16 protein-coding genes and 4 pseudogenes are annotated in these 25,851 nt (G+C 53.9%); 1 reads left to right on the plus strand and 19 read right to left on the minus strand.

Going from position 1 to position 25,851, the window contains the following annotated elements:
* The first annotated feature begins 15 nt into the window (after positions 1-15).
* On the plus strand, positions 16-1,398 hold the full coding sequence (xseA, locus tag WLO32_RS15140) for an exodeoxyribonuclease VII large subunit (protein WP_435945829.1): 1,383 nt from the start codon (positions 16-18) through the stop codon (positions 1,396-1,398).
* A 3-nt stretch (positions 1,399-1,401) separates the two neighbouring features.
* Here the strand turns inward: xseA and WLO32_RS15145 are convergent.
* The 19 genes and pseudogenes from WLO32_RS15145 to WLO32_RS15235 form a co-directional block, all read right to left on the minus strand.
* A pseudogene (locus WLO32_RS15145) lies at positions 1,402-1,624 on the minus strand (zinc ribbon domain-containing protein).
* Between the two features lie 198 nt (positions 1,625-1,822).
* Positions 1,823-2,275, minus strand: a complete 453-nt coding sequence (locus WLO32_RS15150; RefSeq protein ID WP_435945830.1) for a lysozyme inhibitor LprI family protein — start codon at positions 2,273-2,275, stop codon at positions 1,823-1,825.
* Positions 2,272-3,192: a peptidoglycan-binding protein gene (locus WLO32_RS15155; protein ID WP_435945831.1), complete on the minus strand. Its 921-nt coding sequence runs from the start codon at positions 3,190-3,192 to the stop codon at positions 2,272-2,274. The genes WLO32_RS15150 and WLO32_RS15155 overlap by 4 nt, the downstream gene beginning before the upstream one ends.
* Before the next feature lie 367 nt (positions 3,193-3,559).
* Positions 3,560-3,814 carry a hypothetical protein gene (locus WLO32_RS15160; RefSeq protein ID WP_435945833.1) on the minus strand — a complete coding sequence of 85 codons (255 nt, stop codon included), beginning with the start codon at positions 3,812-3,814 and terminating at the stop codon, positions 3,560-3,562.
* A gap of 509 nt (positions 3,815-4,323) precedes the next feature.
* Positions 4,324-4,794 carry a DUF943 family protein gene (locus tag WLO32_RS15165; protein ID WP_435945834.1) on the minus strand — a complete coding sequence of 157 codons (471 nt, stop codon included), beginning with the start codon at positions 4,792-4,794 and terminating at the stop codon, positions 4,324-4,326.
* Positions 4,791-5,630: a YPO3983 family protein gene (locus tag WLO32_RS15170; protein WP_435945836.1), complete on the minus strand. Its 840-nt coding sequence runs from the start codon at positions 5,628-5,630 to the stop codon at positions 4,791-4,793. Before WLO32_RS15170 ends, WLO32_RS15165 begins: the two co-directional genes overlap by 4 nt.
* A gap of 1,043 nt (positions 5,631-6,673) precedes the next feature.
* On the minus strand, positions 6,674-7,087 hold the full coding sequence (locus tag WLO32_RS15175) for a DUF943 family protein (RefSeq protein WP_435948313.1): 414 nt from the start codon (positions 7,085-7,087) through the stop codon (positions 6,674-6,676).
* Positions 7,088-7,135: 48 nt separating this feature from the next.
* Entirely contained in the window at positions 7,136-7,972 is an 837-nt protein-coding gene (locus WLO32_RS15180) for a YPO3983 family protein (RefSeq protein WP_435945837.1), read from the minus strand.
* A gap of 470 nt (positions 7,973-8,442) precedes the next feature.
* Positions 8,443-8,789: pseudogene (locus WLO32_RS15185) on the minus strand (Arm DNA-binding domain-containing protein); the annotation flags it as partial.
* A 222-nt stretch (positions 8,790-9,011) separates the two neighbouring features.
* Positions 9,012-10,515, minus strand: a pseudogene (der, locus tag WLO32_RS15190) (ribosome biogenesis GTPase Der).
* A 121-nt stretch (positions 10,516-10,636) separates the two neighbouring features.
* Positions 10,637-11,818: an outer membrane protein assembly factor BamB gene (bamB, locus tag WLO32_RS15195; protein WP_435945838.1), complete on the minus strand. Its 1,182-nt coding sequence runs from the start codon at positions 11,816-11,818 to the stop codon at positions 10,637-10,639.
* 10 nt (positions 11,819-11,828) lie between these two features.
* Entirely contained in the window at positions 11,829-12,449 is a 621-nt protein-coding gene (locus WLO32_RS15200) for a YfgM family protein (RefSeq protein ID WP_435945839.1), read from the minus strand.
* Positions 12,450-12,484: 35 nt separating this feature from the next.
* Entirely contained in the window at positions 12,485-13,759 is a 1,275-nt protein-coding gene (hisS, locus tag WLO32_RS15205) for a histidine--tRNA ligase (protein WP_435945840.1), read from the minus strand.
* A 117-nt stretch (positions 13,760-13,876) separates the two neighbouring features.
* Positions 13,877-14,998 (minus strand): flavodoxin-dependent (E)-4-hydroxy-3-methylbut-2-enyl-diphosphate synthase, encoded by a 1,122-nt coding sequence (gene ispG, locus WLO32_RS15210; protein ID WP_121265984.1) that lies wholly within the window; start codon positions 14,996-14,998, stop codon positions 13,877-13,879.
* Positions 14,999-15,035: 37 nt separating this feature from the next.
* Positions 15,036-16,028 (minus strand): cytoskeleton protein RodZ, encoded by a 993-nt coding sequence (gene rodZ, locus WLO32_RS15215; protein ID WP_435945841.1) that lies wholly within the window; start codon positions 16,026-16,028, stop codon positions 15,036-15,038.
* Between the two features lie 425 nt (positions 16,029-16,453).
* Positions 16,454-17,621 (minus strand): annotated as a pseudogene (locus WLO32_RS15220) (bifunctional tRNA (adenosine(37)-C2)-methyltransferase TrmG/ribosomal RNA large subunit methyltransferase RlmN).
* A gap of 176 nt (positions 17,622-17,797) precedes the next feature.
* The gene (gene ndk, locus WLO32_RS15225) at positions 17,798-18,229 is read right to left on the minus strand and encodes a nucleoside-diphosphate kinase (protein ID WP_121265977.1); all 432 of its coding nucleotides are present in this window, start codon (positions 18,227-18,229) and stop codon (positions 17,798-17,800) included.
* A gap of 165 nt (positions 18,230-18,394) precedes the next feature.
* A complete protein-coding gene (gene pbpC / locus WLO32_RS15230) occupies positions 18,395-20,716 on the minus strand; it encodes a peptidoglycan glycosyltransferase PbpC (protein WP_435945842.1) in 2,322 nt (773 codons plus the stop codon).
* Positions 20,717-20,728: 12 nt separating this feature from the next.
* Positions 20,729-25,693 carry an alpha-2-macroglobulin family protein gene (locus tag WLO32_RS15235; protein WP_435945843.1) on the minus strand — a complete coding sequence of 1,655 codons (4,965 nt, stop codon included), beginning with the start codon at positions 25,691-25,693 and terminating at the stop codon, positions 20,729-20,731.
* Positions 25,694-25,851: the final 158 nt, after the last annotated feature.

The following is a 25,851-nucleotide window of genomic DNA, read 5'->3' on the forward strand; positions in this document are numbered from 1 at the left end:
TTTGATCCAGCTCACATGCCTATCGCAAACTCTCCTTCAATTTTTACCGTCACGCGCCTGAACCAGGCGGTCCGTTCGCTGCTGGAGCAGGAAATGGGGCAGGTCTGGATCAGCGGCGAAATTTCTAATTTCAGCCAGCCCTCTTCCGGCCACTGGTACTTCACCCTCAAAGACGATACCGCTCAGGTGCGCTGTGCGATGTTTCGCAACAGCAACCGGCGCGTGACCTTCCGGCCGCAGCACGGTCAGCAGGTGCTGGTGCGCGCCAACATCACGCTTTATGAGCCGCGCGGCGACTACCAGATTATCGTTGAGAGCATGCAGCCCGCCGGCGAAGGGCTTCTGCAACAGCAGTATGAACAGCTCAAGCAGCGTTTAGCCGAGGAAGGGCTATTCGCGCAGCAGCATAAAAAAGCGCTGCCCGCGCCGGCGCGCCGGGTGGGGGTTATTACCTCAAAAACCGGCGCTGCGCTGCATGACATTTTGCATGTGTTAAAACGTCGCGACCCTTCCCTGCCCGTCGTCATCTACCCAACGGCCGTTCAGGGCGCGGATGCGCCAGCGCAAATCGTTCGCGCGATCGAGCTTGCGAACCTGCGCGGGGAATGCGACGTGCTGATAGTCGGTCGCGGCGGCGGCTCGCTGGAAGATTTATGGAGCTTTAACGATGAGCGGGTAGCGCGCGCTATTTTCGCCAGCCAAATCCCGGTCGTCAGTGCCGTAGGGCATGAAACCGACGTTACCATTGCCGATTTTATCGCTGATTTGCGGGCGCCCACGCCTTCCGCGGCCGCCGAAATCGTCAGCCGCAATCAGGTGGAGCTGTTACGCCAGATTCAGTCGCAGCAGGTACGCATGGAGATGGCGATGGATTATTACCTTGCGCAACGGACGCAGCGCTTTACTCGTCTGCAGCACCGTTTGCAGCAGCAGCATCCGCAGCTGCGCCTGGCGCGTCAGCAAACGACGCTTGAACGCCTGCAGCAGCGCCTGAGCGTCGCCATGGATAGCAGGCTGCGCCGTTCCACCCAGCTGCAGCAACGCCTGGCGCAGCGGCTGAATCAGCAGCAGCCGCAGGCGCGTATCCATCGCGCGCAAACGCGTATTCAGCAGCTTGAATATCGGCTGTCGCAGGTGCTGACCGCCAGGCTGAATACCACCCGACAGCGTTTTGGCACCGCCATTGCGCAACTGGAAGCCGTCAGCCCGCTGGCAACCCTTGCCCGCGGCTACAGCGTCACAACGCAGGCCGACGGCAAAGTCTTGAAAAAGGCGAAACAGGTGAAGTCCGGTGAAACGCTGACCACGCGTCTGGAAGACGGCTGGGTGGAAAGCCAGGTCACCGGCGTGACGCCGGTAAAACCCGCCCGCAGGCGTAAACCCGCGGCGAAAAGCTAAGTCTTAGCGAGCAACGGGGACGAACTCGACACGTTTCTTTGAGATCAGCCCGTGGCCGTTTTGGCAAAAATAATCTACGGCGCCGCAGGCTTTTAGCACTTCCAGCGGCGCATGACAGTCGGGACAGCGGGGCCTGCAGAATGAAATCCTGGCCGCAGCTTTCGCAGCGTGCGCCGCTATCCGTTGCCGTGAGCGGCTTATCGCAGACTGGACAATTAAGCTCCATCATTTCTCCTCAAAAAACCAAACGGGAGCCTTTCGCTCCCGCCTTAATGATTTACCTTACCGGGAAAGTATACTAAAGAAAATTAGTATTAGTTTTTAAGGAGCTTAACGCCATATACCCTTTAATATGCACCCGCCGACAGGCATGGAAAAGCCGTAGCCAGGCTCAGAAGAATGCGGCTTATTTCCTGCCTGAACATTACCCGACGGGCGGTAAATCCAGCAGATGAATTTCCTCAATATGGCGTTTGTTAAGGTTTATCACGCACTGATCTTTGTACGATTGATAATCATACGCTCTTTCGCCGATTGAGCTTGCGACTCCCAGACACTGTGTTTCTCTGTAGTTTTTCCATACGGTTTGCGCATCGAGAAAATGCTTGTTATATATAGCGCCAACAGTTTCTCCTGCATCCTGTTTATTTTCTGTAAAATACTCATAATTCGCTAATATTCTTTTACTGGTTTCCTGAATAACTTTATCTAATTCTTTTTCGCTTTTTTTAGCTTTTGCCGAAAGGCAATTATAGGCATTAGCGATCTGCTTTTGCTCTTTAAAGCATAGATCTCTTTCTGCGCCGCTTGACAGCTTTGCCTGTGCGCATAAAGGCAAAGTCAGCAATACAATTAACATAAAAAATTTCTCTTTCATTTCAAATACCTTAATCTGTTTCTGTTCATTTCATATGACATATAAGTAGTTGAAGATTGAATATGGATTATAAGCGCCTGCTTTCCTTTTATCGCCGCGCTGAATAATGCTGCTGCATTTTCAACACCCTGAAAAAATATATCTACTAAAACATCTTTTATACGCTGGTCAAAGCTTTGCCAGGAGGGGGCATCAGGTATACGCCGGGATACTCTGCCATAAACGCTTTTGGTATATGCAAGTTTTTCGCTATAGGCGATTTCAAACAGCCCGATCTGTTGCTGATGGGTAATCTCTCCGACCAGCGGCCCGTACACCTTCACAAATTCACCTGCACGCTTTCCCTTAAGGCCGGCCGCTCTGGCGCAAAGGCTGGCTTTATACTCCTCCAGCTCCGCCTGCCGCAGCGTGGCGTAGATTTCTCCGGCAGAGCGGTTCCCCATATCATAACCCCGCCCCAGCGTAACCCCGGACAAACCCACGGGAGGCCAGTGCAGTATCCGTGAAAAACCAGGCGTCCTGTACTGCCTGAACGGCTGCACGGCGGTCACATAATCAACGCCTTCCGCATCGAAGGTTATCTGTCCTTCCGTTACCGTCAGCGAACCACGCTGGTGTTTCGGACGCCAGCCCGGCGCTGCGTTTCTCAGGGCTTCCATAAAGGCAGCGTCGACAGGATGAACCAGACCCGATGGATGCATATGCAGCAAGCGCTGATACCAGCGAATGGCCTCAATGGTCGCCTGTCCGCACCGCCCGTTTATCTCAAGAACCCGGCCGGTCGCCTGCTGATAGCCGGCATTCGCCATCATTTTCTGTATGCTTTTTACATCGTCAGCGGCGTTGGTGCCGCAGGTTCCGACTGAGGAAAATAACCGCGAGGGATGAAGCAGCATTGGATCGTGATAACCGGACATGAAAACCTCCCTTTATTCTTGTCTTCGCAGGAGAGTGTAATGGCTGTTCTCTGCTATGTCCTGAAAGGGGTTTAAAACAGGATTTTTGCCCGGGCATAAATCCTGGTATGCGGGCGACAAAGAAAGAGTCTTAATATTTGTTTGCGGAACTTGATCTGTCCAACTTTATGGAGTCAGTCCACGAGGCGGGCTTCCGGATTTTTTAGCAAATAATTTTAAAGAATGATTATTTGCTCTTCTTGATGTGAAAGGAAAATAAAGCAAGTAATCGTTGATTTATAACAAATTTAATCACAGACATATTTTAATGTGTACACCCTTGTGTACATGATAAACGCAAGTGCTACCCATTTTGTACAAAATCCACTCAGCGTTTTGACTCAAAATATTCGTAGTAAACGCGGTACACGGCAATAAAGAGGCCGCTTATATCCGGATAAGACTCATACTCTGGTGCTGGTGGAATAATCCCGCTCACTCTCTTGCCTGTCAGCATTCGGGTAAACAGGCTTTCACGACCTGCCGCATCGCACTGCTGCCGGTATTTGTTCAAAGCTTCATAGTTTCTCTGGCACACGACCTTATGCAGGCGTAACAATCGCACCTTATATTTATCGTCCATCGCAAACCTATATAAATCTATATATCCCATAGGGTAAGGGGCAGTGGAAACCTTAGCAAATCTTAGCAGCTCATGGGGTAGGTTAGCGGTGCATACTGCGCAGTTTAGATAGCGGCAACCAAGCTACTATCACGGGGCAGGCTTACGTATCGCAAGGGCTCTGAATATCCGACCGCAAGGCATTTCAGCCACAAAATGCAGCAAACAGTTTCCGAAATCATATAGGGCAAAAACTACGAATTTGCGCACTTTTTTGTGCACTGTGTCCTAATTAAATCCAGTAATGGCACGGGTTGTAGCGATACGATTGTGCGTTTTGCACAATACAATTCATGATTTTGCGTAATTTGGTCGGCGGAAACCTCGCTCATGGCGCAACTTATAGCCCTAATCTGGGGGGTTGCCAATTCGCGCAAAATGGTCAGATAACTTGCGAATTTTGTCGAGAGCTATTCTGGGGAAGTACAGGCCCACCGACATAAATCGGTGACTTGTACTGAGGAAAATGCTTATTCGTGACCAATTTTTATAATATCTTCGTTCTGATCTAAACGGTAATTATCACCATCATACACAGTGAACATTACGCCCATGTTCTTACTTTTATCTACAGAGAATATGGCATCCTTTTCAATACAGTTTATCTTTGTTTTCATATCATCAAAGCATAATCTGTCATATTTTCCTTCTTCTTTATAGCCATCACCAAACGACCAAAAAGTAACATAAAAATAACCATCCGAATCAGGGGAAGGAATGGCATATTTATTTTTTAACATATCTTTATTTTTTAACCACCATTTGATTTTACCTTTATCAGCCGGTGGAAAATTAGTAACCAGAACATCACTAAAGCCACTGCTCCTGTGATGAATTGCGACTATCTCAACTGGACGCAGAGACAGCCACAGCCAGTACCCCAGCAGCATACACCCTGTCAGGAAGAACAGCATAATGGTCTGCTTCTTTTTCACTCTCATTTGCGGGCTCCTGTGATTTCAATGGTGGTTTCCATATTGGTCATAAATGGCTTAAAACCAAGCTGACTGTATCGCTGGAGCACAAACCAGATACGGAAAAATCGGAACTGGCTAAATTTAAATTTTGATATATCGTCACTGTCCAGCCCAAAGTGATCCTGAACTTTGTAATGAACCACAGCCCGGAAACGATCATTATCAATCTGTAGTGATTTTATGGTGATATGCGTCGCCCAGGTATCGTGGACAGTTATCCCCATACCGTTGAAATTATCCTGAACACGGTCAAATTTAGGGAGTTTGCCATCCATGATTGCCCCTCTGAGTTCTTCCTTTTCACTTATGGGGTAACATTTATTTTCCCAATCAATTTTTGTATTAAAGACTTTTTCCAGCAGTAAGCGAGTACTATTCCCCGGTGAATTATCATTCAAAATATGGTCCTTCAATGCCCTGTCCAGCAACATATGCCGGAACGGTGTACCGCTGGCTTTCTGCATATGGGTAATCATCTGCTTTATTAGCGGCTGGTAAGGGCTGTAAATCGCAAACGTGCGGGATAAGTCCCGGAATTCGTCAAAGAGTATAGCGGCGCATTGCTGCCGGGTAATTTTCTCCCCTTCGCCGCGTGAGCCATGAAACATTGATTGTGGCTGGCTGAATGGGGTGATTTTCGTCAGCGTGTATGGGTTCGCCCTGGTGGAAACATCCACCAGATGAAAATGTTCTTTGAGCTGGCTTTCGGACAGGTCGCCGCACCGCATATCGCTGGCGTGGTAGTCGTCCATCCATTTTCGAGTTTTAAATATCGTGCAGGGAAACTGGAGCGCTGGCATAATTTACATTCCTCGTAGTGATAGTCCATGCTGCCTTAGCGCCGCTAATCATATTCAGAACCTTGCCATGGTGTAAATATTTCCTGTTTTATACCGTGAGAATTCGGATTTCTGGATGGTAAAGAGTTCTGTGGGATTTACCGACCCTCAGCAAAAAATCTTAGGAAATCATAAGAGCCCGGTTGACACTTTTTCGCAAAATGCCCCTGGCACCTTAATAAATCTGTATATCGGGTTAAAACTTTTCGCGACCTGACCTTAACAATCCTTAACATCCTTACCTGACTCTTTCCCCGAAACCCCAGCAGTGACGCGGCTTTATTCGGATTTACGCTTTTACAGTGGTCGGCCAAAGTGTAAAGCTATCGGTTTCGTTTTCCGGGTGAGGTTGACACTTTTCGCCGTTTTCCAAATACCCCTGGCATTTCTAAGCATCACGGGTTGACACTTTTGATGGGAATATGGGGTTTTCTGACTGGCTTCACGAGGAATTGGCGGCAATAAGCCAGTCATGGCGGGGGTGTAATACTCAGCGGCTAGTTGTGAAACGTTAATAGCATTCTTCTCTGCCTCGATTTTTGCAACAGCCTCAGCCTTTCGCTCTTGCTTCTCCCCGCTTTTAATCCAAGCCCTGATCTGAATATCAGTTAATCCAGGCATAGCTATTACTCACATTTTCGGCTCTTTTGTACATAAAATTTCCGCTTCGTGTACACAAAACCGCTTTAACGTGTACACAAAATCACGCCATTGTGGATTAGGCACACCCATATGTACATCCTGATTAAGCGTTGTCATGCATCGTAATGATAGCTAATGACAACAAAAAAGCCCGCGCGAGGCGGGCTTCCGGATTTTTTAGCAAATAATTTTAAAGAATGATTATTTGCTCTTCTTGATGTGAAAGGAAAATAAAGCAAGTAATCGTTGATTTATAACAAATTTAATCACAGACATATTTTAATGTATACACCCTTGTGTACATGATAAACGCAAGTGCTACCCATTTTGTACATAATCCACTCAGCATACAGTTTTGGAGTTTATTTGTATTTGTTTTTTATTAGCTCACCATTTTTTTTCATTAGGTATATAGCGTCACTTACAGTGAATAAAATATCACTATCCCGACCAGTTTCAACGGAGAATACTCGATTTTTATCAATGCAATTTTCTTTTGTTTTCATATCAGAAAAGCATCTCCTGTCATATTTTCCCTCTTCCTTATACCCATCTCCAAAATCCCAGAAGACAATAGTAAAGTTCCCGGAGGAGGATAGTTTCGGTATATTATATTTATCCTTTATCATGTCTTTGTTTTTAAGCCACCAGCTTATTTTTCCCTTATCTGTAACCGGGAAAGCCTTGACTAAAACAGAAGCATGGTTGCCATCCTCATGAACTGCGACGATTTCCACCGTACGCAGCGACAACCAAAGCCAATATCCCAGCAGCATGCATCCAGTCAGGAAGATCAGCACAATGGCCCTGCTTCTTTTTCACTCTCATTTGCGGGCTCCTGTGATTTCAATGGTGGTTTCCATATTGGTCATAAATGGCTTAAAACCAAGCTGACTGTATCGCTGGAGCACAAACCAGATACGGAAAAATCGGAACTGGCTAAATTTAAATTTTGATATATCGTCACTGTCCAGCCCAAAGTGATCCTGAACTTTGTAATGAACCACAGCCCGGAAACGATCATTATCAATCTGTAGTGATTTTATGGTGATATGCGTTGCCCAGGTATCGTGGACAGTTATCCCCATACCGTTGAAATTATCCTGAAAACGGTCAAATTTAGGAAGTTTCCCTCCAAGAATAATTTCTTTTAACTTCTCTTTATTTTTCGCTGGAAAACACTTCCTATCCCAGTCAATATTTTTCTCTATAACTTCCTCTAACCGTGAGCGAGTACTGTTTTTAGTACTATCCATCAGAATATGGTCCTTCAATGCCCTGTCCAGCAACATATGCCGGAACGGCGTACCGCTGGCTTTCTGCATATGGGTAATCATCTGCTTTATTAGCAGCTGGTAAGGGCTGTAAATCGCAAACGTGCGGGATAAGTCCCGGAATTCGTCAAAGAGTATAGCGGCGCATTGCTGCCGGGTAATTTTCTCCCCTTCGCCGCGTGAGCCATGAAACATTGATTGTGGCTGGCTGAACGGAGTGATCTTCGTCAGCGTGTATGGGTTCACCTTGGTGGAAACATCCACCAGATGAAAATGCTCTTTGAGCTGGCTTTCGGACAGGTCACCGCACAGCATATCGCTGGCGTGGTAGTCGTCCATGCATTTTCGAGTTTTAAATATCGTGCAGGGAAACTGGAGCGCTGGCATAAATTACATTCCTTGTAGTGATAGTCCATGCTGCCTTAGCGCCGCTAATCATATTCAGAACCTTGCCATGGTGTAAATATTTCCTGTTTTATACCGTGCAAATTCGGATTTCTGAACGGTAAAAGAGTTCTGTGGGATTTACCGACCCTCAGCAAAAAATCTTAGGAAATCTTAGGAGGCAGGTTAAAACTTTTCGCGGCCTGACCTTAACAATCCTTAACATCCTTACCTGACTCTTTCCCCGAAACCCCAGCAGTGACGCGGCTTTATTCGGATTTACGCTTTTACAGTGGTCGGCCAAAGTGTAAAGCTATCGGTTTCGTTTTCCGGGTGAGGTTGACACTTTTCGCCGTTTTCCAAATACCCCTGGCATTTCTAAGCATCACGGGTTGACACTTTTGATGGAAATATGGGGTTTTCTGACTGGCTTCACGAGGAATTGGCGGCAATAAGCCAGTCATGGCGGGGGTGTAATACTCAGCGGCTAGTTGTGAAACGTTAATAGCATTCTTCTCTGCCTCGATTTTTGCAACAGCCTCAGCCTTTCGCTCTTGTTCCTCCCCGGCAACGTCATAGCCCAGCGTAACGCGAGCGGGTAACTTTTTAGCAGCCTCTCGCGCCTTACTCAGAGTTATATCAGCATACGAGCCAATGACCATGGCTCGTGCCTTGCCAGCAAATTTATAGCGAAACCTCCAGAATGGACACGTGTAGCTTTTGGAAAGCTCAAATAAAGTCCGTTACCATCGGCTCTACCGTCAAACCTCTCCCCGCTTTTAATCCAAGCCCTGATCTGAATATCAGTTAATCCAGGCATAGCTATCACTCACATTTTCGGCTCTTTTGTACATAAAATTTCCGCTTCGTGTACACAAAACCGCTTTAATGTGTACACAAAATCACGCCATTGTGGATTAGGCACACCCATATATACATCCTGATTAAGCGTTGTCATGCATCGTAATGATAGCTAATGACAACAAAAAAGCCCGCGCGAGGCGGGCTTCCGGATTTTTTAGCAAATAATTTTAAAGAATGATTATTTGCTCTTCTTGATGTGCTTGATTAAGCGCTTGCGCTTGCGCATCTGGTTCGGCGTCAGGGTGTTACGTTTGTTGGCAAACGGGTTATCCCCTTCTTTAAACTGGATGCGGATTGGCGTGCCCATTACGTCCAGCGATTTACGGAAGTAGTTCATCAGGTAACGCTTGTAGGAATCCGGCAGGTCTTTTACCTGGTTGCCGTGAATGACGACAATCGGCGGGTTGTATCCACCGGCATGGGCGTACTTCAGCTTCACGCGGCGGCCGCGCACCAGCGGCGGCTGATGGTCTTCTGCCGCCATGTTCATGATACGAGTCAGCAGCGCGGTGCTCACACGACGGGTTGAGCTGTCGTAAGCTTCGCGTACGGATTCAAACAGGTTGCCGACGCCGCTGCCGTGCAGCGCAGAAATAAAGTGCACGCGGGCGAAGTCGATAAAGCCAAGACGGTAATCCAGCGTCTCTTTCACCTGTTCTCTGACTTCGTTGCTCAGGGCCGTCCCACTTGTTGACCACGATCACCAGCGAGCGCCCGCTATTGAGGATAAAGCCCAGCAGCGAGAGATCCTGATCGGAGATGCCTTCACGGGCATCGATAACCAGCAGCACCACGTTGGCGTCTTCAATCGCCTGCAGCGTTTTGATAACGGAGAATTTCTCAACGGTTTCGGTGATTTTGCCGCGCTTACGCACGCCGGCGGTATCAATCAGCACGTACTCGCGCTCGTCGCGCTCCATCGGAATGTAGATGCTGTCGCGCGTGGTGCCCGGCATATCGTAAACCACCACGCGGTCTTCGCCGAGAATACGGTTGGTGAGCGTTGACTTACCTACGTTAGGGCGGCCAACGATAGCCAGTTTGATAGGCAGATCCTGAGGATTAAACTCTTCCTCTTCTTCCGCCTCCTCTTCTTCGTCTTCAGAAACGATGCCGTTTTTGGCGTTGAACGCAGCCCAATAGGCGGCGTCCTCATCAATTTCCTCTTCCGCTTCGCGAGGATTGACCTCATCGATAAACGGCATCAGCACGTGTTCGAGCAGGCTGGTTACGCCACGGCCGTGGGATGCGGCAATAGGGTGAATTTCACCCAGGCCGAGGGAGTAAAAATCAATAACCGCCTGATCCGGGTCCATGCCGTCAGTTTTGTTCGCCACCAGGAACGTAGGTTTCTGGCGAGAGCGCAGGTGTTTGGCAATAGCCTCATCGGCAGGCATCAAACCTGCGCGCGCATCTACCATAAACAGCACGACATCGGCTTCTTCAATCGCCAGCAGGGATTGTTCAGCCATACGTGTTTCAACGCCGTCTTCCGTGCCGTCAATACCACCGGTATCGATGGCGATAAATTCACGGCCTTCCACCTCAGCACGACCATACTTGCGGTCGCGAGTCAGCCCCGGGAAATCCGCGACCAGCGCATCTCGGGTACGCGTCAAGCGGTTAAACAACGTGGATTTTCCGACATTAGGGCGCCCGACAAGCGCAACCACAGGTACCATTATAAAAGCCTCATTACTCAAAATTCATCGTCAAACGACGCCTAAGCGCGTCGTTCTCAAAAACAGGAAACGGCTCCCGGACTTCGGGAACCGTTTCGTACTCGCTAATTATCCGGCAAGTTTAGCGTTTGATCGAGTACAGCGTACCGTCTTTCGCCTGAATCAGCAGTTTATCACTGGCGACGACCGGCTCGGTCTGGAAGCCTGAGCCGTCCATTTTTTGCTGAGCGACAAAGCGGCCATCGTCGGTGTTAATCCAGTGCATATAGCCTTCGCTGTCGCCAACCACTAAGTAGCCATTATACAGCGCAGGAGAAGTCAGGTTGCGGTGCAGCAGATCGCTTTGCGTCCACAGCGTAACGCCGCCTTCAGCGTTGAGCGCAATAACGCGGTCATTCTGATCGACCAGGAAGATACGGTTGGCATCAACGATAAAATCGTTCACTGAGCCCAGCTCGCGTTTCCACATCACCTGGCCTGAACGCAGGTCCAGCGCGGTCAGATTGCCGTTGTAGGCCAGGGCGTAAACCACACCGTTGACGATAACCGGCGTGGTATCCACATCGCTCAGACGATCGATTTCCGTCGCGCCCGTCGCCTGGGAAATACGCTGCTGCCAAATCAGCTGACCTTGCTTCATCAACACCGCGCTGACGCGGCCGTTATCGCCACCCACAATGGCGGCGCCGAAAGCGGTTGACGGCGCTGATTCACCGCGCAGGGAAAGCGCCGGGATATCGAGGTTAACGGTCCATGCTACGGCGCCGTCGGTCTCGTTCATCGCCTGCAGCTGGCCGTTGCTGGTATGCACCAGCACTAAACCGTCGCTGACTACCGGGCGAGAAAGCACTTCACCCGCGGCTTTGGTTTGCCATGCAATACTACCGTCGGAAGTATTAAGCGCGAAAACCTGCGCTTTTTCGCTGCCGACGTAAACATGCGCGCCGGATACCGTCACGCCGCCGGACAGCAACGCCGGGCGGTTGCTGGAGAAGAAGCCGGTTTTCTCAGAGAGATCCACCGACCAGATTTCTTTGCCGTCATCCGCGTTGACCGCTTTAACGGTGCCGCGGCGGTCGGCCGCATAAACCGCGCTGTCCTGCCAGGCAGGATGAAGGTTGGAATAAAAATCGCCAATTCCGCTACCGACCGAAGTGCTCCACACTTTTTCCGGCTCGAACTGGTTTTCAACCTTTGGCAGCGGAGACATTTTAACAACGTCTTCTTCACCGCTGAACAATGAGCAGCCGCTGAGCAGCGTCAGAGAAATCAGCCCTGGCACAAGTAATTTACGCAATTGCATCGGGTCCCTCTTAGCTGGACAAATTATTAATTTTCATCTGCATCATTTCGCGCAGTGCAGGAGAAGCGTCGGTCTGCGCGCCTTTACTCCAGGCATCGCGCGCACCTTGCTTATCGCCTTTGCTGAGCAGCGCTTCACCGCGCAAATCAGCCACTATCGCAACCCAACCTTCGCCTTTAATGCCGTCGAGGGTTTTTAGCGCTGCATCAGCCTGTTTTTGTTGAATCTGGATACGAGCCAGACGCATATTGATCAGGGCCTGAAGGTTTGCATCGCCGGTATTGCTCAGACCCTGCTGCAGCTGGGTAGCCGCTTTCGCAAGGTCGTTGTTATCTACATACTTCTGAGCCAGTTCCAGCGAAGCCAGCGCGCCGTAAGTATTTTTGGTTTCCGCGGCGAATTTCTCAGCGGCGCTAAGAGTGGCCGGTTGATCGGCGCGAACAGCGCTGGTGACATTTTGATATTCCAGGGAAGACGCCATCACGGAGTCTGCCTGATGGCTGTTCCAGTAACGCCAGCCGACCAGCGCACCGATCCCCAGTACGACGCCTACCACCAGCGCTTTGCCGTTTTCGGCAAAGAAGCGTTTAACCGCTTCCATCTGCTCGTTTTCGTTCTCGTAAACTTCCACGCAGTCCTTCTCCTTAACGATTAATCGCCGGGTAATCAGCCCAGCAGCGCCTGCAGATGCGCACCCGTATTTTGTTGTTCTACGGTTTGCTGCTCACCCGTGCGCAGATCCTTCACCACGACCTGGCCGTTAGCAACTTCGTCTTCGCCCAGAACCAGCGCGACGCGAGCGCCCCACTTGTCCGCGCGTGCGAACTGTTTCTTAAAGTTGCCGCCGCCGTAGTTGGTCATGAGTTTTAATGCCGGAACCCGATCGCGCAGCTGCTCGGCCAACAGCATGGCGGCAGCTTGCGTTCCCTGACCCGACGATATCAGGTAAATATCGACAACGGATTCTGCTTTAAATTCAGGATTAATCGCCTGAACCAGTAAAACAAGACGCTCAAGCCCCATCGCGAAGCCAACCGCCGGCGCCGCGCGGCCGCCGAGCTGCTCAACCAGGCCATCGTAACGACCGCCGGCGCACACGGTTCCCTGAGCGCCGAGGCTGTTAGTCACCCATTCGAAAACGGTACGGTTGTAATAGTCAAGGCCACGCACCAGACGCTGATTCACGGTATAGGCGATACCGGCGGCGTCCAGGTAGCGGCACAGGCCGGCGAAGTGCTCACGCGATTCGTCGTCCAGATAGTCGCCTAACGCCGGCGCGTTATCCAGCAGCGCCTGTACGTCCGGGTTTTTGGAATCCAGTACGCGCAGCGGATTGCTGTACATGCGGCGCTGGCTGTCTTCATCCAGCTGCTCTTTAAACTGCTCGAGATAGGCCACCAGCGCTTCGCGGTATTTTGCTCGCGCGTCGAGCGAACCGATAGAGTTCAGCTCAAGGCGTACGTCTTTATCGATGCCCAGCGCACGCCACCAGCGCGCGGTCAGCATGATGAGCTCAGCGTCGATATCAGGCCCTTGCAGACCAAAGACCTCAACGCCCAGCTGATTAAACTGGCGATAGCGCCCTTTTTGCGGACGCTCGTGGCGGAACATCGGCCCGATGTACCACAAGCGCTGTTCCTGATTGTACAGAAGACCATGTTCGATACCGGCACGCACGCAGCCTGCGGTGCCTTCAGGACGCAGCGTCAGGCTGTCACCGTTACGATCCTCAAAGGTATACATCTCTTTTTCAACCACGTCGGTCACTTCACCAATGGCGCGTTTGAATAACGGGGTCTGCTCTACAATCGGCAAACGAATTTCGCTATAACCGTAGCTGCCGAGCACCTGTTTCAGAATGCCTTCAATGCGCTGCCAGATGGCGGTTTCGCCCGGCAGGTAATCGTTCATGCCGCGAATGGCTTGAATGTTTTTTGCCACGTTTGTTCTCTGTCGTTTTATACAAAAAATGAACCCGAAATCAGGCTCTTCGCTGTCGCAAAAAGCCCGGCGGGTTCAATCATACACTTCGAAGCCCTATGCTTCCCATGTTTCGCACTATTTTTCCAGCTGCTGGATGCTAATACGCTGCTTCTCATCGAGCATATTGGCCTTGGCACGAATACGCGCTTCCAGCTGAGCAATCATGTTGTCATTGTCCATGCGCTCTTTTTGACGTACGCCGTCTTCGTAGAAACCGCTTTTCTTATTGCCGCCCGTCACGCCGAGCGTTGACACCAGCGCTTCACCCGGGCCGTTGACCACACAGCCAATAATGGAAACGTCCATCGGCGTGATGATGTCTTCAAGGCGCTGTTCAAGGGCGTTTACGGTGCCGATAACGTCGAACTCCTGGCGCGAACACGTTGGGCAGGCGATGAAGTTAATGCCGCGAGAACGGATGCGCAGTGATTTCAGTATATCGAAGCCAACCTTGATCTCCTCAACCGGATCGGCCGCAAGCGAAACGCGCAGGGTATCGCCGATGCCTTCAGAGAGCAGTAAGCCAAGGCCGATGGCCGACTTGACTGAACCGCTGCGGAATCCGCCCGCTTCGGTGATCCCTAAATGCAAAGGCTGATCGATCTGTTTTGCCAGCAGGCGATAAGATTCCACCGCAAGGAAAACATCTGAGGCTTTGACGCTCACCTTGAACTGGTCGAAGTTAAGACGATCAAGGTGATCCACATGGCGCATAGCCGATTCAAGCAGGGCCTGCGGCGTTGGCTCGCCGTATTTTTCCTGCAGATCTTTTTCAAGCGAGCCGGCATTAACGCCGATGCGAATCGGAATGTTTTTATCACGCGCGCAGTCGACAACCGTCCGGATACGCTCTTCGCTGCCGATATTGCCCGGGTTGATGCGCAGGCAGTCAACGCCGTATTCGGCAACCTTAAGCGCGATGCGATAGTCGAAATGGATATCGGCGACCAGCGGAACGTTGACCTGCTGTTTGATAAGCCTGAACGCTTCTGCAGCGTCCATGGTAGGCACCGATACGCGAACGATATCGGCACCGACTCTTTCTAAAGCTTTAATCTGATTGACCGTGGCTTCCACATCCGTGGTACGGGTGTTGGTCATGGACTGGACGGCGATAGGGGCCCCATCGCCGATAGGCACATTCCCGACATAAATGCGCTTAGATTTTCTACGCTGAATCGGGGCTTCGTTATGCATTACAAGTCTCCACAAGTACACGTCTCGCCGGAAGCGATTATTCCGCACTCACGGTCAGACGGGCAACCTGGTTAGTTCTGATAAAGCGACTCAGATCGACAGGTTTACCCTGGAACTGAATCTGTACTGCTGCCGGAGCGCCGATTTTAAGCTTATACGGTGCCTGGCCGGCCAAATTCAAATTACCGTCTTTACGCTGCATGCCGCTAAAGAGCTTTTTGCCCGTGGCGTCCGTCACTTCCAGCCAGCAATCGGCGTTGAAATTCATCACCAGCGCGTTAGCGTCCGCGGCAGGCGCAGTTACGCCGGCCTGGTCAGTTGGCAAAGACGCCGCGGCGCCTGCGCCTGGAGCCGGCGCCGGAGTAGTGGTGTTCTGTGCGTTATCAATCGGAGCCTGGGATGGCGAAACTACCGCTGAATTATCTGCAGTCGCGTTTTGCGCGGTGGCATCTGCCGGCGGTGATTGAGGATCTTCCTGAACGGGCGCAGGCTGAGTCGCGGCGTCCGGCGCTGATGGGGTATCAGCACCGGTATTTAACGGCACCGACTGCGCCGTGTTGCCCGCGGACAGCTCCGCAGAGGATTGATCTGCCATGGTGGAGATCTCTTCCTGCTGCGCTTTGTGGTTTTGCCACCACCAGGCGCCGGTCAGACCCACCACAACGAACAGAATCAGCCAGGTGAAGCTCATTAACCAGCCGTCGCGTTTTTTGCGGCGCTTGCCTAATGAAAAACTCTGCATCGGAGCCACTTTCGCCGCCCTGACCGGAGCTTGCTTCTCCATCATCGGCAACAGCTCTTCTTCAGGAATATGCACCAGACGCGCATACGAGCGGATGTAACCACGCAGGAAAGTCGACGCCAGCTCGGCAGGCGCCTTGTCGTCTTCAATATCCCGAACGGTAGAAACCTTCAGGCATAGCCGTTCTGCCACGGCTTGTTGGCTAAGACCGAGTTGTTCACGCGCGGTGCGCAAACGAACGCCTGTGGTTTGTGCTGCATTTGTTTCTTGAGTGGCTTCAGTATTCATTAGCTACAACTGCTGGTACTGTTCATTAAGGAATAGGCACGAGCTTTGTATCGCAACATTTCCGCTACGCCACGCTCACCCGTACCGCGAAACTAATCTGACACCAGAAGGCTAACCTTCAGCAAAAACTCCAGCCCGCATTACGTAAATCACGTAACCACGCCGTGCGGCGCTTCCGGCCAGTAAGTTAACCATAGACCGCATTTTTAAATGCTGTTGGCTAACCCTGCTTAATGCTTGCCCACATACCCTACGGCTAAACTGTTGTTGTGCGGCTACATACTGCCTTAAAGCGCAAAGAAACGCACCGTAATTATTAACCGGTTTAACGTATAAGGCGCCAAATTTACAGTTAGCGATGATTTGGCGCCTTTTTGCGCTAAACAGAGAAGATTGCGCTCTGTTTTAGCGCACAAAACTGCTTATCAGACTGCTTTTACGGCGATAGGTTCACCCTGCATACGCTTACGCATCGTACGCTTGGTGCGGTCGATAACTTCGCCCGCCAGCTGGGCCGCAGGCGGCATCGATATCATCGCCGCGGGTTTTACGCACGATAGTAGTAAAGCCGTAACTCATTAATACCTTAGAGAAACGGTCGATACGGCTATTGGAGCTGCGGCCATATGGCGCCCCCGGGAACGGGTTCCATGGAATCAGGTTGATTTTGCACGGCGTATCTTTCAGGCATTCCGCCAGCTGGTGCGCATGCTCGGTGCCGTCGTTGACGTGATCCAGCAGAACGTACTCGACCGTGACGCGACCCTGATTAGCGTTGGATTTCTCCAGATAGCGACGCACGGCGGCGAGGAAGGTTTCGATATTGTACTTTTTGTTGATCGGCATGATCTCGTCGCGAATGTCGTCGGTCGGCGCGTGCAGCGAAATCGCCAGCGCTACGTCGATCATATCGCCCAGCTTATCCAGCGCCGGCACCACGCCTGAGGTGGACAGCGTAACGCGACGTTTGGACAGCCCGAAACCGAAATCGTCGAGCATGATTTCCATGGCCGGAACCACGTTGTTGAGGTTCAGCAGCGGCTCGCCCATGCCCATCATCACCACGTTGGTGATAGGACGCACGCCGGTTTTCTTCTGCGCGCCGATGATTTTCGCCGCGCGCCAGACCTGGCCGATAATTTCCGATACGCGCAGGTTGCGGTTAAAGCCCTGCTGCGCCGTTGAGCAGAATTTACACTCCAGCGCGCAGCCAACCTGGGATGAGACGCACAGCGTGGCGCGGTCTTCTTCCGGGATATACACGGTTTCCACAAGCTGATCGGCAATCTTGATCGCCCATTTAATGGTGCCGTCTGCAGAACGCTGCTCTTCAGCAACCTCCGGCGCACGAATTTCCGCGACTTCTTTCAGCTTGTTGCGCAGCACCTTGTTGATATCGGTCATCTCGTCGAAATCATCACTGCAGTAGTGATACATCCACTTCATGACCTGATCGGCGCGGAAGGGTTTTTCCCCCATAGCGGCGAAAAACTCGCGCAGCTGCTGACGGTTGAGATCCAACAGGTTAATTTTTTCAGATTTACCAGAAACAACGGCTACTGGCGTCTCGGAGGTGACAATTTGCTCAGACATAATTTTTTTCCGGCCTCGTTGTTACACGTTACGGCCCCAGGTGGGTTAAAAAGATGCGCCCCGGAGAGCGGACTCATCCGGGGCGCAACATTGTACAAATTCTATGGCAAGTATGCCACGACTGAAAGCGGCCGAAGCCAAATAAAATGTAACGGTCGCTTAACAGTGCATGCCCATTAACGGGTGCGCGGGCACACTTCGCCTTCTGCGAAGAAGTAGGCGATTTCACGCGCTGCTGATTCTACAGAGTCGGAGCCGTGGGTGCCGTTTTCGGTGAAGCTGTCGGCATAATCCGCACGCAGAGTGCCTGCCAGCGCGTTGTCCGGGTTGGTGGCGCCCAACAGATCGCGATGACGCTGTACCGCGTTTTCGCCTTCCAGCACGCTCACTACGATCGGGCCGGAGGTCATGAATTCAACCAGGCCGTCAAAGAATGGACGACCTTCGTGCTCGGCATAGAAGCCCTGCGCCTGCTCTTTGGTCAGGTGCAGCATTTTCGCGCCGACGATTTTAAACCCTGCCGCTTCAAAACGAGCATAAATGTTACCAATAACGTTTTTTGCCACCGCGTTTGGTTTGATGATGGAAAAAGTACGTTCAATAGCCATGATTACCTCTGTGTTTGTTCTGTTTGACCGGCCAGCCGGTTATGAATTGGCGCCGATTATAATGAGCAAGTCTGTCGTTGCCTATGGACGGAGATAACATTTTTTTAAAATAAGAGTAATTTCAGCAACACTTTCTCCGTAGGCATGAAAAAAATACGTTTTTCCTCACTGAAGGGTGAAATTCGCGGCGGCAAGCTGGCCCGCCTCGTCCAGCACCAGTACCTGATAAGCGCCGGGCTTATCCAGCGTCAGCGCCGTTCCCGCACCGTTTCCGGCGATGGGATTGCCGTTCAAAAACCACCAGCGCTCCCCTTGCCCGCCCTGGCTCGTCAAACGTAGAGGTAGCTGCGTTTGTCCGGGCAGGCGTTTTAAAATCGCTCCTTCACGCACGCCCAATAACAATAAAGGCGTCACGTCATTTTTCTGCATGGGCGGGCATGTGTCCGATGCCGGCGGTAAACGCGCCGACCTTCGCTCCGTGACGGGCAGCCAGGGCTCCAGAGGCAGCGGCCACAGTTCCACAATCTGCTCCCGGGCTTCAGGGCAATCTGGCGCCACGCGGGCCCCCGTTTTATCCCGCCAGACTATTTGCCTGATGCCCTGCACGCTCTCCTGCCCCGGCGCCTGCAGCGTCGGCGGTTCGCTCTTGTCGAGCAGCCAGCTGGACAGTCTGCGTCTGCAGCTGCTGTCGCCCGGCGGCAGATACTGCCCGCCCGGCCAGCAAACCTCGCCCGCAGATACCGATGGCGGGCGCGGATCGGTGGGCAAACGAGCCTGCCGAACGCCGGAGCTCGCCTGCAGCAGGTTATTAACCTGATTGAGCAACGGCACCGCGCTGCCCAGGCCAAACTGGCCGGCGACGGGCGTACTGTCTGGCCGCCCTGTCCATACGCCGATCAAATAGCGCGAGCTGATGCCGATAGCCCAGGCATCCCGGTAGCCGTAACTGGTGCCGGTTTTCCAGGCCAGCGGCACCACGGCCGGCAAAGAGGCGTCCGGCTGGGGTAAAGCTTCGCCGGCAAGGATACGACGAATAATCCATGCCGCGCCCGGTGAAAGCAGCGGCCTTTCTGTCAGCGCTTCGCCGGGCTGGATACGCAGCTGCGCCGCGCGTCCATGGCGAGCAAAAGCGCTGTAGGCTGCCACTATTCGATCGAGACGCGCTCCGCCGCCGCCGAGAATTAATGACAAATTAGGTTCACTGCCGGCCGGAAAACGTAAATCCAGACCAACATTGCGCAGCTGCGCAGCAAAGCGTTTTGGCCCGTAGGCCTCCAGCACCTGTACCGCCGGTAAGTTAAGCGAGCGCACCAGCGCCTCGCTCATGCTCACCGGACCATGAAAGCCCGTGTCGAAATTACCCGGCCGATAATCGCCAAAGCGCCGTGGCACATCCTGTAAGAGCGACGAAGGGTGAATCAGGCCGTCATCCAGCGCCATGCCATAGATAAAAGGCTTCAATACCGAGCCGGGCGAGCGTATTGCCGTAACCATATCAACGTGTCCAAAACGGCTTTCGTCGTTGATATCCGGCGATCCCACCCAGCCGCGCACTTCCATTGTCGTATGGTCAACCACCAGCAGCGCCAGCGAAGAGCGAGGCGGCAGCTGGCCTTTCCAGCCCATCGCCATGTCTTCAAGCTGGCGCTGGATGGACGCATCAAGGGTTGTCGGGATCTTGTGCGCGCGCGTGCGGCTGGCGACGTAGCGTGAAAATAAGGGCGCAAGCTGCGGCATCTGGCGGGGAGCCAGCCACACCGGCTCCTCCAGCGACTCGCTTACCTGCTCAGTCGTCCAGACGCCCTCTTCGGCCATGCGTTGCAATACCTTATTACGCGCGGTCTGCGCCCTTTGCGGCCAGCGATCCGGCCGAAGCCGGCTCGGCGCCTGCGGCAGTACGGCCAGCAACGCCGCCTCGGAATAGCTCAGCCGCGCGGGGGATTTTCCCAAATAGGCCCAGCTTGCCGCGCCCACCCCCTGCAGCGTACCGCCGAAAGGCGCTCTGTTGAGATAGAGCGTAAGGATCTGCCTTTTGGAAAGATGCCACTCAAGCTGCGCGGCCCGCCAGACCTGGCGCACCTTACCGCCAAAAGTGCGCGGATGAGGATCGAGCAGGCGGGCGACCTGCATGGTGAGCGTGCTGCCCCCCGAGATCACCTCACCGCTGCTGAGATCCTGCCAGGCGGCGCGAAGAATGGCGAAGGGATTGATCCCCGGATGCTTCCAGAAGAAACGATCTTCATAGTTGATCAGCGCTTCGAGATAGCGCGGCGAAACTTCATTAATGGTGACCGGATAGCGCCAGATGCCGTTTTCATCGGCAAAACGCCACAGCGGCGTGCCGTCAGCGGCCACCACGATTCGCGCGGGACGGGCCTCGCTCAGGGGAAGCGGCCAAAGCTTGTCGGCCAGCCACAAACCCAGCGCCAGCAGCACCGGCACCGCCGCAAAAAGATAGCGGTGCCGCCAGCGTATCCGTCTGCTCACTTCACCACCGGCTTACGGCAAAACCGTAAGAACGCCAGCGTCGACGCCGTTCGCTCTCCACTGGGGTATATACATCGACTCAACCTGCGGAACCGGCACGGTGTAGCTGCCGGGAGTGACCGCCCGGGCAAGATAAACCAGCGTCGCATGTTGCCCTTCGCTTAGCGGCAGCGCGGCAACGAAGCGATCGTCACGGAATTCCAGATGTTGAATATCCGCCTGCTGCATCTGATTTAGCAGCCCCTGCACTTCGCTGCCGCTGTCCTCAAGGCTGGCGCTGCTGTCGGAAAGGTTCTGGTTTTCCAGCTCCAGCCCCGCGGGCAGCAGGTCGACCACCAGCGCGTCCGGGACGTTTTTATCCGCCCAGACGTCAAGCCAGACCATCACCAGCTCACCGCTTTTCAGCGCGGAGAGGGGTTTGCCGTTGCCTTTGGCGTCCAGGAAATGACGCTCGATATGCAGCACGTTGCTATACGGCGCAGGCGCCTGCTGGGGGTAGCCTGCGCTGTCGAGACGCAGATAAAGGTTTGACGTGCCGGTGTTCGTCACCCGTAACGCCGAAAGCTGCTCGCCCGAAAGGTTACGGGTGACGCTCTGGTCAGCCTTTAACGGCTCCGCGTGCAATGAAGTCTGCGCCTGCCAGTCGCCTTTGGCCGTTTGCCAGCTGCGCCCGGCGAGGAAAAGGGCGTTGCTTTCCTGCGTGGAAAGCCAGCGCTGACTGTAGGCCAGGTCAGAAAGCTCGAGCAGCAGCTGGTTTTGCTGTTCCGGCAGGAGGTTATTTTCGGCAAGCGTGCTTAGCATCAACGCCTTGTCGCGCAGCTCGCTGCCGTAGTCGGCCATCCAGATGCGCCGATCGTCGCGCTTTGTCTGCAGCCCGAGGTTCAGGGCCTCCTGACTACGCGGCGCGTCGCCCATCAGCTTCAACGCCACGCCCAGCTGCGCTAAAGGTAAGCCCGCCTTAGCGGTTTCACGGCGTTGCCACAGCTCACGCAGCGCGCCCAGCGGCGCTTTTTGCTGGCGTGCCAGCACCAGCCCGGCATAGGCCTGAACGGCAAACTTACTGGCGGGCGCATCGTCGCTGTAGCGCAGGGCGATCAGGCCGGGATCCTGCAGGTAGCGCAGCAGGCGCTGGTTAGCATTACTCAGCGCCTGGGGATTAACGCTATAGCCCTGCTCGCTCGCCCGTACCAGAAAATCGGTGACGTAGGCGGTAAGCCAGTACTCTTCCGGCCCTTCTTTGTCCCACAGGCCGAAACCGCCGTTCTCGCGCTGCATATCCAGCAGGCGTGAAATGCCCAGATCTATGGCCGCACGGCGCTGCTGGTCGCTGATTCCCGCTATGCCTAAAGCGGCGAGCTGGGCCTGGTTGGTATACAAAGACGGGAACAGGCCGCTGGTCGTCTGCTCCAGGCAACCATAAGGATAGGCTTTCAGCTCCCGAATATAGCGCGCAAGGTTCAGCGGCGGACGCCCGCTGAGCAACAGCTGGCCTTCAAGCGTTTTCGGCGCCAGACCCGAAAGATGTTCCGCGGGAATGGTCCAGGCTTCGCCAGGCGCCAGCACCGCGCCGCTGTTTACCGTTTGCGCCGGGAAGGCGGGACGCACGCCCAGTTTCCAGCTTTTACTCTGCGGAGCAAAGGTTTCGCCCGGCAGGTTAAGCCCTGTGATTTCCGCACTCAGCTCGCCGTCACCAAATCCTTCCTGCGCCCGCACGGGGATAAACAACGTGGAACGCGCGCCCGGAGCAAGTTTCACCGGCAACGACGACCTGGCCTCAAGGGCGATCGGGCCGCTGGTTTGCAGGTTGACGGACAGCTGTTGCGGCTGGTCGGTCAGGTTGGTTAAATCAAGCGCCAGGCGGCTGCTATCGCCGCCGGCCATAAAGCGTGGGGCCGCAAGCTCCGTAACCAGCGGCGCCGCCACGATCACTTTGTCTTCGCCGTTGCCAAAACGATCTTCTGTCCACGCCTGGGCCATTACGCGCAGCTCGCCGTTGAAATCGCCGATGGGCAGCGTAACCGTCCCTTCGCCCTTCTCGTTTAGCCGCACCGGCTGAGCCTGTTGAGCAATAATTGTGACGTGGTTAACCGGCTTTTTACCGCCGCGGCTTAGCTCGTCGCCTTCGTCGCCATCGCCGCCAAAGCGCAGGGCCGCAAGCTTCCCTTCCCCTTCAATCACCTGCCCGTAGATATCGTAGAGATCGGCACCGTAGCGCTTGCGGCCGAAGAAGGCCTGCCACGGGTCGGGCGTTTTATAGTCGGTGATATTCAGCACGCCGCTATCAACCGCCGAAAGCAGCACGTTAATTTGCTTCGGCGTCTCGCCGTTTTTCACGCTGGCTTTCACCTTCAGCGTCAGGTTCTGGTTCGGCCTCATTTTCGCCGGGCCATCCAGCTTAATGTCGAGACGCCGTTCTTCATCCGCAAGCGGAAGATGCAAAATGCCGACGGCGCGTTTGGGCGTAGCGGCACGGTTTTTATCGCCGGGACGCACCACCAGCGTGCTCAGGTAGAGATCGTGGCGCTGCCAGCTTTTGTCGACGGGAATAGCGATATCCAGGCCTGCGGCAGGCACGTCAATCTCTTGCCACCACAGCGGGCCGTCGCTGGACTCCACCATGGCGTAACCTTTACCTGCCGCTGGCGCAGCGATATGCAGCCTGATGGTGTCGCCCGGCTTATAGCCCGGTTTGTCAATTTTCAGCATAACGCGATCCGGACGAGTCGCCCCGGTGCCGTCGCTGTTGTCCTGCCAGCTGTATCCCGCCCAGAAACGCACGCTGCTGACGGTTTCGTTATCCGCCCCGCGCACCTCAAGGCGGTAAGATCCCCACTCGACCGGGAAGGCAACCTTGCCCGTTTCTCCCGCCGCCAGATCCAGCTTCTGCTCCGCTTCGACTAAATCTTTCTGATCGTACTGCGACTGCCAGCCCTGCCCTTCTTCCCAGTTCCAGTAGTAGTCGCGGCGCTCGCGAATCAGGCGTACATCCAGACCCGAAGCGGCAAGCTTTTCGCCTTTTGCGTTGGCGTAGACCACATCGAAAGCGGCATTGCTGTCTTCATCGACAATCGGCTGGGTACGCGTGGTGTCCGTGCGATAGTCATAAACCTCTTTACTGGCAAACTGCGGGCGAATACCCGGCAAGGCTTCCGCAGGCCAGATTGCCTGCTGCGCGCGACGGGTGACGGGACGGCCGCCGGACTCCAGCAGGCTGGCCTGTAATACAAGACGCAGCGGGGAATGGACATCGCTCCACTGGCTGTCGGCGCTGACGACGGCGTTGCCCTGCTCGTCCAGCTGGAGCTGCACTTCATCCAGGCTACGGGAAAGGTTTTCCTCGTTAATATCGCCAAACTGGAAGCCGGGCAGCGCCGCGACGGCCTCACGCAAAGGGCGCAGGAAAAGCTGCCCCTGCAGAGCGTTGCCCGCCGCCGGCGCGCCGTAGAGATAGCGGCCGCTGACCTGGAAGCTTACCGCCTCATCAGGGCTTACCGGCTGCGGCGCTGAAGCGATATTGAGCGCCATACGCTCCGGCATAAAGTCTTCAACTTTGAATGACCAGATGCGCGGCTGGTTATCGCCGGTATTGACTCTTACCTGCCAGCTGCCGGTCTGAATATCGCCCGCCAGCGGGTAAGTGAATTGGTAAAGACCGTTTTCCGGCTGCCATACCTGCGTGCTTACGACCTGCCCGTCGGGCTTAACGACCTCAAGTTTTACCGGCTGCGCGGGCAACGGCTTGCCGTCTCCGTCGCGCAGCAGGGCATTTAAAATTACCGTTTCACCAGGGCGGTAAAGATCGCGCGGGCCAAACATAAAGAACTGCTTGCTGTAGCCTTCTTCGCCGGCGATATCGAATTCGGCCAAATCCAGCGCCGGACGATTAAGATCCAACAGCGTGGTTTGCTCACCGCTGCGGGCAAGCAGCAGCACGCCTTTATTAATTTTTTCAAGCAGCGCATGGCCATCGGCGTCGCTTTTTGCCTGCGCCACGGTCTGGCCTTTTTCATTGAGCAAAGCGATATCTACCGCTGACCGCGCGCTACCGTTCTCAAGGCTTTGCGCGAAGACATCCAGGCGATCGTGGTAGCGATGCAGCGATATCCCGATATCGCTTAGCGTAAATAGCGTAGCGGCGTTGCTGTAGCTGTAATGCCCCGCCTCATTCATGATGGCAAGGTACACGCCCGGCTGTTGCAGGGGCTTAATTTCCCCCAGCGGCAGCATGATTTTTTCGCGCGTGTTGCGCTCGGGAGTGAGATCGAAGCGCCCGGTATAGACCAGCTCGGCAAGCTTGAGCAGGTTATCCGATTCCCAGTTAGAGACTGAATTGCGGTATTGCCACTGGCTGACGAAGGCAGCAAGAGATTCATTTTTAATCCGGTAGAAATTGACGTCTACCTTATCGACGTTCAGCGCCAGCACCGGCAGACCGGTAATCACCTTCGTCGGCAGCAAAGAGCCGCGGCTGGCGAAGCCGACGCTCGGCTGAACGTCTCGCGTCTCTATTTGCTTTTCAAAAGTGATATCGAAGGTGGCTTTATTAAGCGCCGCCAGCTCCCGATCGACGGTCAGCAGCAGATTGCGCTTCGGTTCGAGATGGCGCATACGCAGTTCTTTCAGATCCTGCGACAGTTCCCAGGCTCCGTCGACCTTGCCGCTGGTTTTATCCACCAGATGCACCACGCGGGAAAAATCCTGTTCGGGGTTAAGCGGCACGGAGAATGTCAGCACCAGCGCGCTGGCGCCTTCCAGCTGCACCTCGGAGGCGTCCAGCAGCTTCAGGGGCTTGCCCGCGGACTGCTGCGCCAGCTTTGCAAGCTGCCCCGCATCGGGCTTCGCCGCAGGCGCGGAGGCTTGCTCCTGTGCCTGCGGCGCGGCCGCGGCGGCCTGCGTTTTATCATTATCGTCGCAGCCTGCCAGCGTCAGCGCTGCCAGCAGAGCTGCCGCCAGACCCACTAAACGTACCGATTTCATTTTTTTATCCCTGGCCAATAAGGCCCGCTAACCGAAAACGTAGTGGAAGTATTATCCGCAATGGCCAGAAAAGCGAAAGCAGGAAAGCACAGCTCTGCGGCACGTCTCGCAAAGGGAAAGTCTGGGTCGGCAAAGGTTTCACAAAACGGTCCGCCGCA

The organism is Dryocola mayonis, assembly GCF_051307045.1.
Classification (GTDB): domain Bacteria; phylum Pseudomonadota; class Gammaproteobacteria; order Enterobacterales; family Enterobacteriaceae; genus Dryocola.